Source organism: Glycomyces sambucus (genome assembly GCF_900102815.1).
Classification (GTDB): Bacteria; Actinomycetota; Actinomycetes; order Mycobacteriales; family Micromonosporaceae; genus Glycomyces; species Glycomyces sambucus.
In genome coordinates this window covers 42,872-55,877 of the sequence record NZ_FNGF01000008.1, presented here as the reverse complement: position 1 = coordinate 55,877, position 13,006 = coordinate 42,872, and the positions used below count along the sequence as shown (strand labels likewise).

At 71.1% G+C, this 13,006-nt stretch carries 13 protein-coding genes; 10 read left to right on the top strand and 3 right to left on the bottom strand.

What is annotated here, in order from left to right; translation table 11 throughout:
- Window positions 1–28 precede the first annotated feature (28 nt).
- The 5 genes from BLS99_RS22095 to BLS99_RS22075 all read left to right on the top strand — a co-directional run bounded on the left by BLS99_RS22095 (window position 29) and on the right by BLS99_RS22075 (window position 4,743).
- Window positions 29–1,528: an MmgE/PrpD family protein gene (locus tag BLS99_RS22095; protein ID WP_091053903.1), complete on the top strand. Its 1,500-nt coding sequence runs from the start codon at window positions 29–31 to the stop codon at window positions 1,526–1,528.
- On the top strand, window positions 1,528–2,424 hold the full coding sequence (gene prpB / locus BLS99_RS22090) for a methylisocitrate lyase (RefSeq protein ID WP_091053902.1): 897 nt from the start codon (window positions 1,528–1,530) through the stop codon (window positions 2,422–2,424). Before BLS99_RS22095 ends, prpB begins: the two co-directional genes overlap by 1 nt.
- Complete coding sequence (locus BLS99_RS22085; protein ID WP_091053901.1) at window positions 2,421–3,539, top strand: bifunctional 2-methylcitrate synthase/citrate synthase; 1,119 nt, start codon at window positions 2,421–2,423, stop codon at window positions 3,537–3,539. The genes prpB and BLS99_RS22085 overlap by 4 nt, the downstream gene beginning before the upstream one ends.
- Before the next feature lie 81 nt (window positions 3,540–3,620).
- Window positions 3,621–4,205 (top strand): sugar O-acetyltransferase, encoded by a 585-nt coding sequence (locus tag BLS99_RS27520; RefSeq protein WP_091053900.1) that lies wholly within the window; start codon window positions 3,621–3,623, stop codon window positions 4,203–4,205.
- Window positions 4,195–4,743 carry a TetR/AcrR family transcriptional regulator gene (locus tag BLS99_RS22075; protein WP_091053899.1) on the top strand — a complete coding sequence of 183 codons (549 nt, stop codon included), beginning with the start codon at window positions 4,195–4,197 and terminating at the stop codon, window positions 4,741–4,743. The genes BLS99_RS27520 and BLS99_RS22075 overlap by 11 nt, the downstream gene beginning before the upstream one ends.
- Before the next feature lie 74 nt (window positions 4,744–4,817).
- Here the strand turns inward: BLS99_RS22075 and BLS99_RS22070 are convergent, their stop codons facing one another.
- Window positions 4,818–6,707, bottom strand: coding sequence for a glycogen debranching N-terminal domain-containing protein (locus tag BLS99_RS22070; RefSeq protein ID WP_091053898.1), 1,890 nt, complete (start codon window positions 6,705–6,707; stop codon window positions 4,818–4,820).
- Between the two features lie 32 nt (window positions 6,708–6,739).
- Here BLS99_RS22070 and BLS99_RS25835 point away from each other — a divergent pair, with 32 nt between their 5' ends.
- The 5 genes from BLS99_RS25835 (at window position 6,740) to BLS99_RS22050 (ending at window position 11,311) form a co-directional block, all read left to right on the top strand.
- Window positions 6,740–7,468, top strand: coding sequence for a hypothetical protein (locus tag BLS99_RS25835; RefSeq protein ID WP_143034907.1), 729 nt, complete (start codon window positions 6,740–6,742; stop codon window positions 7,466–7,468).
- A 284-nt stretch (window positions 7,469–7,752) separates the two neighbouring features.
- Window positions 7,753–8,106 (top strand): ArsR/SmtB family transcription factor, encoded by a 354-nt coding sequence (locus BLS99_RS22065; RefSeq protein ID WP_091053897.1) that lies wholly within the window; start codon window positions 7,753–7,755, stop codon window positions 8,104–8,106.
- Entirely contained in the window at window positions 8,103–8,579 is a 477-nt protein-coding gene (locus tag BLS99_RS22060; RefSeq protein WP_091053896.1) for an SRPBCC domain-containing protein, read from the top strand. Before BLS99_RS22065 ends, BLS99_RS22060 begins: the two co-directional genes overlap by 4 nt.
- An 80-nt stretch (window positions 8,580–8,659) precedes the next feature.
- The gene (gene ligD, locus BLS99_RS22055) at window positions 8,660–9,556 is read left to right on the top strand and encodes a non-homologous end-joining DNA ligase (protein WP_218126788.1); all 897 of its coding nucleotides are present in this window, start codon (window positions 8,660–8,662) and stop codon (window positions 9,554–9,556) included.
- 213 nt (window positions 9,557–9,769) lie between these two features.
- A complete protein-coding gene (locus BLS99_RS22050) occupies window positions 9,770–11,311 on the top strand; it encodes a pectate lyase family protein (RefSeq protein WP_091053895.1) in 1,542 nt (513 codons plus the stop codon).
- A gap of 96 nt (window positions 11,312–11,407) precedes the next feature.
- On the opposite strand, the gene BLS99_RS22045 is transcribed toward BLS99_RS22050, so the two are convergent.
- Both BLS99_RS22045 and BLS99_RS22040 read right to left on the bottom strand, forming a co-directional pair.
- The gene (locus BLS99_RS22045) at window positions 11,408–12,271 is read right to left on the bottom strand and encodes an alpha/beta fold hydrolase (RefSeq protein WP_091053894.1); all 864 of its coding nucleotides are present in this window, start codon (window positions 12,269–12,271) and stop codon (window positions 11,408–11,410) included.
- A gap of 24 nt (window positions 12,272–12,295) precedes the next feature.
- Window positions 12,296–12,865 carry a GNAT family N-acetyltransferase gene (locus tag BLS99_RS22040; protein WP_091053893.1) on the bottom strand — a complete coding sequence of 190 codons (570 nt, stop codon included), beginning with the start codon at window positions 12,863–12,865 and terminating at the stop codon, window positions 12,296–12,298.
- Window positions 12,866–13,006 lie beyond the last annotated feature (141 nt).

Genomic DNA, 13,006 nt, shown 5'->3' with positions numbered 1-13,006 from the left:
CCCTCCCGAAACCGCTAGGAGCCGCCGAGTGATCACCCACCGCGTCCGCGCCCACGCCTCCCGCGAGGACCTGCCCCGCGAGGCGCAGCTCGCCTGGAAGCTCGCCGAGACCGCGGCCGACCCGGTCCCGGTGGAGCGCGACGTCGCCGAGATGATCGGCAACCGGGTCATCGACAACGCCGCCGTCGCCGCCGCCTCGCTCGCCCGCGGGCCCGTCGCCGCCGCGCGCGCCCAGGCGCAGGCGCACCCGTACGCGCCGGGCGCGGCCGTGTTCGGCCTCCCGGCCGCGTTCCGCTCCTCCCCGGAGTGGGCGGCGTGGGCGAACGGGGTCGCGGTGCGCGAACTCGACTTCCACGACACGTTCCTGGCCGCGGACTACTCGCACCCGGGCGACAACATCCCGCCGGTGCTCGCGGTCGCGCAGCACCGGGGCCTGGACGGGCGCGCGCTGGTGCGCGGGATCGCCGCGGCGTACGAGGTCCAGGTGGACCTGGTGCGCGGGATCTGCCTGCACGAGCACCGGATCGACCACATCGCGCACCTCGGCCCGTCGGCCGCGGCCGGGATCGGCGCGCTCCTGGACCTGCCGGTGGACGTGGTCTACCAGGCGATCGGGCAGGCGCTGCACACCACGACCGCGACCCGGCAGTCCCGCAAGGGGGCGATCTCCTCGTGGAAGGCGTTCGCGCCGGCGTTCGCGGGCAAGGCCGCGGTCGAGGCCGTGGACCGGGCGATGCGCGGCGAGGGCGCGCCGTCGCCGATCTACGAGGGCGAGGACGGCGTCATCGCGCGCCTGCTGTCGGGGCCCGGCGCGGTGTACGAGGTGCCGCTGCCGTCCCGCGGGGAGGCCAAGCGCGCCGTCCTCGACACCTACACGAAGGAGCACTCCGCGGAGTACCAGAGCCAGGCGCTCATCGACCTGGCCCGGCGCATGGCGCCGCGGGTCGACCTCGCGCGGGTCCGGGAGGTGGTGATCCACACGAGCCACCACACGCACTACGTGATCGGGACCGGCGCGGAGGACCCGCAGAAGACCGACCCGGACGCGAGCCGCGAGACCCTCGACCACTCGATCATGTACATCTTCGCGGTGGCCCTCGAGGACCGGGCCTGGCACCACGAGCGGTCGTACACTCCCGAACGCGCCCACCGGGCTTCGACGGTGGACCTGTGGCGGAAGGTGCGCACCGTGGAGGACCCGGAGTGGACGGCGCGCTACCACGACCCCGACCCCGCGAAGCGGGCCTTCGGCGGCCGGGTCGACATCGTCCTCGACGACGGCACCGCGGTCACCGACGAGCTGGCCGTGGCCGACGCGCACCCGGCCGGGGCGCGCCCGTTCGGGCGCGAGCAGTACGTCGCGAAGTTCCGGACCCTCGCCGAGGGCGTGATCGCCGAGGCCGAGCAGGACCGGTTCCTGGACCTGGCGTCGCGCATCGGCGCGCTCGACGCGAACGGCGTCCGGGCGCTCAACCTGGCCGCGCCCGCCGGGGCGCTCACTGCACCGACCGCGAAGGGGCTCTTCTGATGACCACCGCTTCCCAGAAGCGCCGCCGCCTGCGGGAGGGGCTGGCCTCGGGCCGGCTCCAGCGGCTGCCGGGCGCGTTCTCGCCGCTGGCGGCCCGCGCGGTCGCCGACCACGGGTTCGACGGCGTGTACGTCTCGGGCGCGGCGCTCGCCGCGGACCTGGCGCTGCCGGACATCGGGCTGACCACGCTGACGGAGGTCGCGCAGCGCGGGGGCCAGATCGCGCGGGCGACGGACCTGCCGACGCTCATCGACGCGGACACCGGCTTCGGCGAGGTGTCCAATGTGGCGCGCACGATCCGGTCGTTCGAGGACGCCGGGCTCGCGGGCTGCCACCTGGAGGACCAGGTGAACCCCAAGCGCTGCGGGCACCTGGACGGCAAGGCCGTGGTGCCGGCCGCCGAGATGGTCCGGCGGGTCGCGGCCGCGGTGAAGGCCCGCACGGACCCGGACTTCGTCGTGTGCGCGCGCACCGACGCCCGCGCGGTCGAGGGCCTGGACGCCGCGATCGACCGCGCCAAAGCCTATGTGGACGCCGGGGCGGACATGGTGTTCCCCGAGGCGATGCGCGACGAGGCGGAGTTCGCGGCGTTCCGCGCCGCGGTCGACGTCCCGCTGCTGGCCAACATGACCGAGTTCGGGACCTCCCCGAACCTGACGGCCCGGCAGCTGGAGGACCTGGGCTACGACCTGGTCATCTGGCCCGTCTCCAGCCTGCGCGCCGCCATGGGCGCGGTCGACGAGCTGTTCGCGGCGCTGAGGTCCGAAGGGACGCAGGCGTCCCTGGTCGACCGGATGCAGACCCGCGCCCGCCTCTACGACCTGGTCGACTACGCGTCCTACAACGAGTTCGACCAGGAGCTGTTCGACTTCGAGGTCCCCGGGAGGGACGCATGAGCACCGACGTCCGCAAGGGGCTTGCCGGGGTCGTCGCCGACACCACCGCGATCTCCGAGGTCGTGCCCGAGACCCTGTCGCTCACCTACCGGGGCTACCCGGTGCAGCAGCTGGCCGCGTCCCGCTCGTTCGAGGAGGTCGCGCACCTCATCTGGTACGGCGAGCTGCCCGACCCGGCGCAGCTCGCGGCGTTCTCGGCCCGCGAACGCGCGCAGCGGGAGGTCACCCGGTCCACGGTCGGCGTCGTCGACCGCGTCCCCGACGGCTCCCACCCGATGGACCTGCTGCGCACCGCCGTCTCGTGCCTGGGCGCCGAGGACCCGAGCGAGGACGACAACCGGCGCGAGTCCAACCAGGCGAAGGCCGAGGCGCTGTTCGCCAAGCTCCCCACGGTCATCGCTCACGCGCACCGGCGCCGCCGCGGGCTGGAGCGGATCGCACCGGACCCGTCGCTGGGCTGGGCCGAGAACTTCTTCCACATGTGCTTCGGGGAGGTGCCCGCGCCGGAGGTGGTGCGCTGCTTCGAGGTCTCGATGATCCTGTACGCCGAGCACTCCTTCAACGCCTCCACGTTCACGGCCCGGGTCGTGGCCTCCACGCTCTCGGACATGTACTCGGCCGTCACGGCCGCCGTCGGCGCGCTCAAGGGCCCGCTGCACGGCGGCGCGAACGAGGCGGTCATGAGGATGATGCTGGAGATCGGCGAGCCCGAGCGCGCCGGCGATTGGCTGCGCGAGCGCCTGGCCGCCAAGGAGAAGGTCATGGGCTTCGGGCACCGCGTCTACAAGGACGCCGACTCGCGGGTGCCGACCATGAAGGCCGCGCTCGTCGACACGGCCGCCCGCACCGGCGGCGGGAAGTGGGTCCGCATGTACGAGGAGCTGGAGTCGGCCATGCTGGAAGCCAAGGGGATCCACCCGAACCTCGACTTCCCGGCCGGGCCCGCGTACTACCTCATGGGCTTCGACATCCCCATGTTCACGCCGCTGTTCGTCATGTCCCGCATCACCGGCTGGACCGCGCACATCATCGAGCAGCTCGACGCGAACTCCCTCATCCGGCCGCTCTCGGCCTACACGGGCCCGGGCGAGCGGGCGGTCCCGGCCGCGGCCTGAGTCGCACCGCCGACCTGTTGCGGCGCTTGCCGTCGGCCCACTGCGCGTACGACCGTACACTTCTGGTGTACGGTCGTACGCATGACGGTTCAGGACCACTTCGCGGGCGACGCCCGCACCATGCGCGAGCGGATGCTCGCCGGGGACTTCTACCTCGCCGACGACCCCGAGCTCACCGCCCTCATGGAGCGCGCCGCCGTCCTCTCCGAGCGGTACCGGGCCGCCTTCGCCGAGGACTACGCCACCGCGCGCGGGCACCTCGACGAGCTCATCGGCGACCTCGCCGAGGACGCGTTCATCCGCCCGCCCCTGCACGTCGACTACGGCGCCAACATCAGGATCGGCGCCCGGTCCTTCGCGAACTTCGGGCTCGTCGCCCTCGACGTCGCGGCGATCACCATCGGCGAGGACTGCCAGATCGGCCCGAACGTGCAGCTCCTCACCCCCACCCACCCGCTCGAACCCGGGCCGCGGCGCGACAAGCTCGAAGCCGCGAAGCCGATCACCCTGGGCGACAACGTGTGGCTCGGCGGCGGCGTCATCGTCTGCCCCGGGGTCCACATCGGTGACAACACGGTCGTCGGCGCGGGGGCCGTGGTCACCCGCGACCTGCCCGCGAACGTCGTCGCGGTCGGCAACCCCGCCAGGGTGATCCGTGAACTCTGAGCGCGGGCCGCGCCGCCCCGACCCCGGGCGGCGCGACCGCATCATCGACGCGTGCCTCGATGTGGTCGCCGAGGCCGGGGTCGCGGGCGCCTCGCACCGCAAGGTCGCCGCCGCCGCGGGGGTGCCGCTCGGCTCGATGACCTACCACTTCCACGGGATCGGGGAACTGCTCCACGAGGCGTTCGCGCGGTTCGGGACCGCCGAGAGCGCCGCGTTCGACGCCGCCATGGCCGCCGCCGCGGGCCCCGCCGAGGCCGAGGCGGTGATCGTCGGGATCGTCACCGCGCCCGCCGACCCGCGGAACCTCGTCCTCGCCCACGAGCTGTACACGCTCGCCGCCCGCGAACCGGCGTTCCGGGACCTGACGAACGAGTGGATGGCCCGGTCGCGGGCCTCGCTGGAGCGCCACTTCGACCCCGAGGCCGCGCGCATGGTCGACGCCCTCATCGAGGGCCTGACGATCCACGCGAGCCTCGACACCGAACCGCAGGACCCGGCGGTGGCCGCCGAGGCGGTCCGCCGGATCCTGCGGCGCTAGTGCGGCCCGTCCCGTGGACCCCTCCCCGGGACGGGCCGGCCCGCGCGATCCATGCCCTTCGCGCGGGCAGGGGTTCAGTCTTGGGTGCGCGCGATCTGGAGGCACGTGAGCGCGGCCGTCGCCGACCACGCCTGCGGGCGGCACGCCGCCGGGTAGGGGACGGGCCGGTCCCGTTCGGCGCGTGCGAATCCGGCGTGCAGCTCGGGCATGCGGAACCCGAAGCCCTCCGCCGCGTCGAGGAGCCCTTCGACCACGACCGCGGCCTCCTCGCGGCGTCCGGCGCGGGCCATGCCGTGCGCGACGATCGCCGAGTCGTGGGCCCACACCGCGCCCCCGTGGTAGCTCAGCGGCCAGTACCCGGCCGCGCCGCTCGACATGGTCCGGACCCCGTAGCCCGAGCACATCGACTCGCCGACCAGGAGTCCGGCGATGAGCTCCTCGTCGGCGGCGTCCACGATGCCGGTCCCGAGGAGGTGCCCGATGTTCGAGGTGAGCGCGTCGACGGCCCGCCCGTCGCGGTCGAGCGCGATCGCCGGGTAGCGGCCCTCGGGGGTCGCGACCCAGAACCGCTCGTTGAAGCGCTCGCGCAGGCGCGCGGCCCATGCGCGCCAGTGCGCGGCCTCCCCGCCCGCGCCGAACGCGTCGAGGAGGTCCGCGGCGCCCGCGGCGGCCTCGTGCGCGTACCCCTGGGCCTCGCACAACGCGATGGGGCCCTTGGCGAGCCGGCCGTCGCGCCACTGGATCGAGTCCCCGGAGTCCTTCCAGCCCTGGTTCGACAGGCCCTTGCCGGTGCGGTCGAAGTAGGAGAGGAACCCGTCCTTCGCGGCCGCCGCCTCGATCCACTTGAGCGCGGCGCGCAGGTGCGGCAGCAGCGCCTCGACCTCCGCGCGCGCCATGCCGGCCCGCCAGGCGTCCACGAGCAGGCACGCCCACAGCGGGGTCGCGTCCACGGTCCCGTAGTACAGGGGCGGGAGGGAGATGTCCTCGCCGGGCATGCGGAACGCGGTGGCCCGCAGCTCGTGCGGGATCTTCCCCGGCTCCTCCTCGGTCGCGGCGTCGTCCACCTTCCCTTGCAGGCGTGCGAGGACGCGCAGCGTGGAGGCGGCGATCGAGGCGTCGACCGGGAGCATCATCCGTGCGGCCCAGATCGAGTCGCGCCCGAACAGGGTGAAGAACCAGGGCGCCCCGGCCGCGAGGAACGCGTCCTCGGGGTGGCCCGGGAACGCCAGCCGCAGCGCGTCGAGGTCGTCGAGCGCGACCCGCGCCCACCGCGTCAGCCGCGCGTCCACCCCCGCGAGGTCCGCAGCCGGTGCCGCCGCCCACGCCGCGGGCCCGGTCGCGGCCCGCACCACCAGGCCCGGGTCGCTCACCCGCACCGACCAGTGCAGCACCGCCCGCTCGCCCGGTCCGATCGCGAAGGGCCACTCCAGGACCACCGCGCCGTCCTCCACGAGCCACGCGCCCGCGTCCGCGGCGAGCGCGAACGACGCGTCCCCGGAGGCGACGGCCGCCGAGGCGCCTTCGGTCTCGGCCGTCCACGCGGCCGGCGCCGCGTGCCCGGACTTGACGTCCTGGAGCGGCGCGAAGTCCGGCTCAACGACCAGCCTGAGCACGCCCGACACCGCGCGGTCCACGACCGAGGCGACGGTGACCGCCTCGTCGAGGACCCCGTCGCCGACGGTCCGCTCGCGGGCCAGGCGCAGGTGCGGGTCGGGGGTGCCGTCGTCGAGGCCGCGCAGGACCGCGTCGAAGCCGACCGCGCGGGCGCCGCGCCCGTGCGACGCGATCGCTTCGGGCGCTTCGCCCTCCACCTCGATCCGGAGCCCGCGCGCGAACCGGCGGTCGCCGTGGAACAGGCCGTCGATCGGGGCGGTCATCGCCCCGTCGGGGCGCGACCACGCCTGGGTCGGCGCGTGCAGCGCGATGACGGCGTCGTGCAGGAAAGGCTGGCGGCCGGGGATCATCCCTTGACGGCTCCTTCGCTCGTGTTCATGATGTGCTTCTGGAAGACGAAGAACAGCTTCACTTATCTGAGCGGAGTTCTGGCGTCATCAATGCCCAGAATCTGTTCTATGATAAACCTATGAATTCCTCATACTCCTCGGATGAATCCGATTGGTCCCTTGAGTCCATATTTGCAGATCGTCTCAGGTTTGAACACGAGCTCATTGGACAGCGCATGACCTGGCTAATGACCTTAAACAGCTTTGTGATTGGCGGTAGTGCTGTGCTCGTGAGTGGTGCCAGGCAGATCTCTGGTGACTATGTGGTCTGTGTGGCAATCCTACTCCTTAGCGCTCTTGGGATACTTAGTAACGCTTCTTGTTTGTTCTCGAATTATTGGGGTGCAAAGAGTATTGCGGAATCGGGAAGATCGCTTGATGAGGCTTGGGTGGAGCTCGCAGAAGACCTGCGTGAGCGACGCCGATCAAAGATGCGCCTCTTCGGCCGAGACCCGAGGCATATAGGTGAAGATCGAGGATCCCCTCCGAGTCAGGTGCTTCATCCTTGGATTCTACTGCCTGCAATTTTCTTGCTCTTCTTCATTGCCTTGCCTCATCTTGGGCTGGCTTCAGTGACTGGTGGGCGAGAAATTGCTCTTTATTGGCGAATTCTTGCTGAGATCAGTGTGATGACACCGTTCGTCCTCCTTCCGCTTCTCGATAAGCGGCATCATGGTCGCAAGGCTATGCCCGTTGGTCTTGGTAACTCAACGGATGCCTAAAGACAAACACTCGTGACGGTATTTGACCCACCTTTCGCAGTGGAAGCCTCGGGATCTCCAGCGTCGAGCAGCTGCCCGAACGGGTCGCCGCGGGGATCCTGGAGATGCTCATGGGCCCCGAGGGGAGCAAGGTCGTCCCGTCCGAGCCCCGCGGCCTGCTCGTGGAGCCGCGCCTCATCGTCAGGTAGAGGCATCTTGAGGTAGCGGCATCGCGAGGTAGCGGCGCCGGAAGGAAAAACACTGAGCCCTTGCGCTAACTGTTCTCCGGTGCAATACTTAGCCTCATGGCACAGTATTCGGAGGCGCTCGACGGCGTGTTCACCGCGCTCGCCGACCCCACCCGCCGCGAGGTGGTCCGCCGCCTCGGCCGCGGTCCGATGAGCGTCGGCGACCTCCACCGCGAGTTCCCGATGACCCTCCCCTCCTTCATGAAGCACGTGCGGACCCTGGAGGCGAACGGCCTCATCCGCACCGCCAAGTCCGGCCGGGTCCGCACCTGCGCGCTCCGGCGCGACCGGCTCGCGCTGGTCGACGACTGGCTCGCCGACCAGCGGCGGGTCTGGGAGTCGCGCACCGACCGGCTGGAGCAGTACCTCACCGATTCCGATCCCGAACAGGAAGCCAGGGAGCAGCAATGAACACCGAACTCGACCTCAGCATCGAACGCGTCATACGCGCGCCCCGCGACGCCGTCTGGCGCGCCTGGACCGACCCCGCCCGCTTCGAGCAGTGGTGGCTCCCGGCCCCGATGGTCATGCGCGTCGAACGGTTCGAGGCCACGGCCGGCGGCCCGATGGTCACCAGCATGAGCGAGGACGGCGAGCAGTTCGTCCCGCACATGGACGCCGTGTTCCTCCTCGTCGAGGACCGCGAGCGCATCGTCTTCACCAACGCGATCGACTCCGCCTGGCGCCCGGCCGAGCCGCAGCCGGTCGCACTCACCGCGGAGATCACGCTCGCGGACGCGCCCGAGGGCACCGCGTACCGTGCGCTCGTGCGCCACGGCGACCGCGCCGCGCGCGACCGCCACGAGGAGCTCGGCTTCCATGAGGGCTGGGGCGCCGTCGCCGACCAGCTCGCCGCGCTCGTGGAGAAGGAGGCCGGCGCCTAGGCGCACCGGAGGTCCGATGTCGCGGTCGTTTACCGTTGCGACCTGCGGGTACACCCCGGTGAGCGAAAGGGGTCACCCGCATGCCGTCAATCACGGTCGATGGCCGCGACATCAAGGTCTCCAGGCTCGACAAGGAGCTCTTCCCCGCGGACCACCGCAGCAAGGGCGACGTGATCGCGCACTACCGCGCCGTCGCCTCCGCGATGCTCCCGCACCTCGCGGGCCGGCCGCTGACGATGCGCCGCTACCCCGACGGGATCGACGAGGGCGGGTTCTTCCAGAAGGACGCCTCGGACTACTTCCCCGAGTGGATCAGGACCGAGAAGGTGAGGGCGCAGAACGAGTCCGGCAGCGTCGACTACGTCATCTGCGAGGACGAGGCGACCCTCGTCTACCTCGCGAACCAGGCCGCCGTGGAGTTCCACGTGTGGCCCGCGACCCTGGACGACCTGGAGCGCCCCGACCGGCTCGTCATCGACATCGACCCGCCCGACGGCACCGCCGCCGCGGTCCTCCACAAGGTCGCCCGGCGCCTGCGCGACGTCTACACCGAGATCGGCCTGGCGCCGTTCGTGCAGGCCACGGGCGGGCGCGGCTACCACGTCGTGGCCCCGCTCGACCGCAGCACCGGGTTCGAGGCCGTCCGCGAACTCGCCCTCGCGATCGCCGACCGGCTCGCCGCCGAGGACCCGAACCTCCTCACCACCGCGCAGCGCAAGAACAAGCGCGGGGACCGGATCTTCCTGGACGTCAACCGGAACGGGCAGGGCCAGACGTTCGTCGCCCCCTACTCCCTGCGCGCCCGTCCCGGCGCCGCCGTGGCGACCCCGCTGGACTGGGACGAGCTCGGCCGCTCCGAGCCGGCCCGCTACACGACCGACCGCATCAAGCGCCGCCTAGTGCGCAAGTCCGACCCGTGGTCGGCGATGGACGACCAGGCCGCCTCGGCGGAGGAGGCCCTGGAGGAACTGGGCTGACCGGCACTCCGGCCCCTTGCGGGGCTTTGCGGCGCACGCGGCACCCGCGACGACCGCCCTCCACCGATTTTGCGGCGCCGCCGCAGCTCAGAAGCCCTTCGGGCGAAAATTCCGGGAAGTTGTGCAATCGGTTGCCCAAAATGCTTGACCGCAGGAAAGGGCTTTCCCTAGACTCATTGAAACATGTCAATTCCTACCCCTTAGGAGCCGGCGATGAGACGATCGCTAGCACTCAAGGTCGGGACGGTGGCCGCCGCGATGGCGGTAGCCGTCGCCGGCATCACGTTCTCGATGAACTCCGCCACCGCCCAGACCAACGCCGCGAACGGCTACGCGTCGCAGAACGGCGGCACCACCGGCGGCGCCGGCGGCGCCGTGGTCCGGGCGACCACCGGCACGCAGATCAACCAGGCCCTGTGCGGCCGCTCCAGCGACAGCACCCCGATCATCATCCAGGTCGAGGGCACCATCAACCACGGGAACACCGCCGACGTGTCGGGCAGCAGCTGCGACGTCGGGTCGACCCTGATCGACCTGAAGGGCGTCAGCAACGTGACGATCCTCGGGGTCGGCTCGGGCGCGGTCTTCGACCAGATCGGCATCCACATCCGCGAGTCCAGCAACATCATCATCCAGAACGTCACGGTCAAGAACGTCAAGAAGTCCGGCTCCCCGACCTCCAACGGCGGCGACGCCATCGGCATGGAGAACGGCGTCCGCAACGTCTGGGTCGACCACGTCACCCTCGAAGCGTCCGGCGGCGAGTCCGAGGGCTACGACGGCCTGTTCGACATGAAGGACGACACCAAGTACGTGACGCTGTCCTACAGCATCCTGCGCAACTCCGAGCGCGGCGGCCTCGTCGGCTCCGGCGACAGCGACCTGGACTCCAGCTTCATCACGTACCACCACAACCTGTACCAGAACCTGAACTCCCGCATCCCGCTCCTGCGCGGCGGGACCGCCCACAGCTACAACAACCACTTCGTGGGCATCGTCGAGTCGGGCATCAACTCCCGCGTCGGCGCGAAGATCAAGGTGGACAACAACTACTTCGAGGACTCGAAGGACCCGATCGGGACCTTCTACACCGACCTCAGAGGCTACTGGCAGGTCAGCGGCAACGTCTTCGACAACGTGACCTGGTCGTCCCCCGGCACCGACAACTACCCGGCCGGCCCCAACCCGACCTCCACCACCACCGTCTCCATCCCCTACTCGTACAGCCTCGACAACGCGAACTGCGTGCCGTCGGTGGTCTCCACGACCGCCGGTGCGAACAAGGGCCTGAAGACCTCCAACGGCAGCTGCTCCATCCAGACGCCGACGAACCCGCCGACGGACCCGACCGACCCCACGGACCCGCCGACCACCACCCCGCCGCCGACCACCGGCACCAACCTCAGCCTCGGCGCGGGCGCCGACGGCACCTCGAAGGGCGGGGGCACCAGCTACGGCAACGTCATCGACGGCAGCACCTCGACCTACTGGTCGCCGAGCGGCACCACCGGGCGGATCTCCGTCAAGTGGGGCTCCGCGCAGACGATCGACACCGTGGTCATCCGCGAGGCGTCCGACGCCGTCGGCAACATCGACGGCTGGCAGCTGGTCAACAACAGCACCGGGGCGGTCCTCGCCTCCGGCACCGGTGCGGGCACGATCTCGTTCACCGCGACGTCCCTGACCAAGGTCAACTTCGTGATCACCGCGGCATCCGGCACGCCGAAGATCACCGAGTTCGAGACGTACGCATAACCCCCCGGCGACGGGATTCGGAGACAGAGGACGCCCGGGTGGGACCACCCGGGCGTCCTCGCCTGTGCCGCTTGGGAATCGGCGAACCCTGCGCTCCTAGCCCTTCGCCCGCTCGGCGATGCGGGCCAGGATCTCGACGACCTCGGGCCGGTAGAACGGCCCGACGTGCGGGGCGGCGACCGAGTGGACCTCGGTCGGGTTGTGCGGGGTCAGGCGGTCGGCCTCGGCGATGAAGCGGTCCTGGAGCGCCGGCGGGATGAGCCGGTCCTCGGTGAACCGCACGTAGGTGCGGCGGACGCTGCCCCAGCGGTCGGCCTCGACCCTGGTCTCGGACTGGGGGATCGCGACCGGCTCGTCGGGCTGGAACAGGTTGAGGAACCGCAGCAGCTCCTCGTCCGAGAACCCTCCCATGAGGCAGTCCCGGATCCCGTCCAGCACCTGCGGATCGGCGGTCCGCCAGTTCACGCGCGCCACCCCGAGCTCGGCCGGGTCGCCCGCGATCGCCGCGGTGACGTTCGCGATGAGGCTGCCCGCGTTCTCGGGCTGCTCCAGGTACGCGGCCATGCTCGGCAGCTCGACCGGGCAGTACGCGGCCATGTAGACGAGGTCGTCGACCAGCTCGGGGACGGCGTTCCCGACCCGGCTCAGGGTGACCCCGCCCTGGCTGGAGCCGACCAGGACCACCGGCCCGTGGGCGGCGGCGCGGCGCACGACCTCGATCGTGCGCTCGGCGTAGTCGTCGAGGGTGAGCGAGGCGAGCGGCGAGGGCTCCTTGGCGAGCGCGGCCGGGTCCTGCGGGGCCTGGTAGGAGCGGGGGAAGAACCCGTCGATCCCGTGGCCGGGCAGGTCGACCGCGACGGTGCGCAGGCCGCGGAGGGCGAGCTCGGTGGTGAGCCCGACCCAGGAGAACGACGAGACGTGGGTGCCGTGCACGAGCACGATCGTGGGGACGGTGGACATGGTGTTCCTCCTCGGTCAGTGGTGTTACTTGACGGCTGCGGCGTTGCGCCACATGGGAAAGATCGGGGGAGCGTCCTCGAACCGGACCGGCTCGCCGAGGTCGGCGAACCCGTGCCGCAGGTACAGCGCGCGACTGCCGGGGGAGCTGGCCTCGAGGTAGGCGGCCTCGCCGTCGCGGTCGGCGAGTTCGAGCCGGCGCTCCAGCAGCGCGGACCCGATCCCGCGGCCCTGGAACCCGGCGGCGACGCCCATGACCGCGAGGTACAGGTGCGGATCGACCGGATGCCGCTGCGCGAGAGCGGCCCCGAGCCCGGCGAGCCGCGCGAGCGGGCCCGCGGTGGGCCCGTCCTGGCGCAGGGATTCGCCGGCGCCCAGCCGAAGCCAGATCGAAGCGCCGGACTCCCCGGCGAGGTAGGACTCGGCGCCGGGGTGCTCGAGCAGGGAGCGGTAGAAGCCCTCCTGGTATCCGGCCCGGCGGGCCAGATCGGGGAAGAGCCAGGCCGCGAGCGCATCGCCCTCGAACGCGGAGGCGAGCACTCCGGTGACGACCCCGGCCCGGCCGGTGCCCGGTGCGTACGTTGTATCAGCGTTCATGCGTACAAGGTTCCACGCCGATCACATCGACAACAAGCAAAAATCACCTGAAGTGAACTAGTCCTACGACAAGTGACCTAGGTCGATAAGCTGGTAGCATTCGACGCGAACGCGAACGCGAACGCGAACGCGAACGCGAAC

What these genes read in the sequence shown, in the direction of transcription:
- BLS99_RS22040 (WP_091053893.1), bottom strand. Translation starts at nt 12,865, where the DNA reads ATGAACGCTGATACAACGTACGCACCGGGCACCGGCCGGGCCGGGGTC.
- BLS99_RS27520 (WP_091053900.1), top strand. Translation starts at nt 3,621, where the DNA reads ATGACGGTTCAGGACCACTTCGCGGGCGACGCCCGCACCATGCGCGAG.
- BLS99_RS22060 (WP_091053896.1), top strand. Translation starts at nt 8,103, where the DNA reads ATGAACACCGAACTCGACCTCAGCATCGAACGCGTCATACGCGCGCCC.
- BLS99_RS22085 (WP_091053901.1), top strand. Translation starts at nt 2,421, where the DNA reads ATGAGCACCGACGTCCGCAAGGGGCTTGCCGGGGTCGTCGCCGACACC.
- BLS99_RS22070 (WP_091053898.1), bottom strand. Translation starts at nt 6,707, where the DNA reads ATGATCCCCGGCCGCCAGCCTTTCCTGCACGACGCCGTCATCGCGCTG.
- BLS99_RS22065 (WP_091053897.1), top strand. Translation starts at nt 7,753, where the DNA reads ATGGCACAGTATTCGGAGGCGCTCGACGGCGTGTTCACCGCGCTCGCC.
- prpB (WP_091053902.1), top strand. Translation starts at nt 1,528, where the DNA reads ATGACCACCGCTTCCCAGAAGCGCCGCCGCCTGCGGGAGGGGCTGGCC.
- ligD (WP_218126788.1), top strand. Translation starts at nt 8,660, where the DNA reads ATGCCGTCAATCACGGTCGATGGCCGCGACATCAAGGTCTCCAGGCTC.
- BLS99_RS22045 (WP_091053894.1), bottom strand. Translation starts at nt 12,271, where the DNA reads ATGTCCACCGTCCCCACGATCGTGCTCGTGCACGGCACCCACGTCTCG.
- BLS99_RS22050 (WP_091053895.1), top strand. Translation starts at nt 9,770, where the DNA reads ATGAGACGATCGCTAGCACTCAAGGTCGGGACGGTGGCCGCCGCGATG.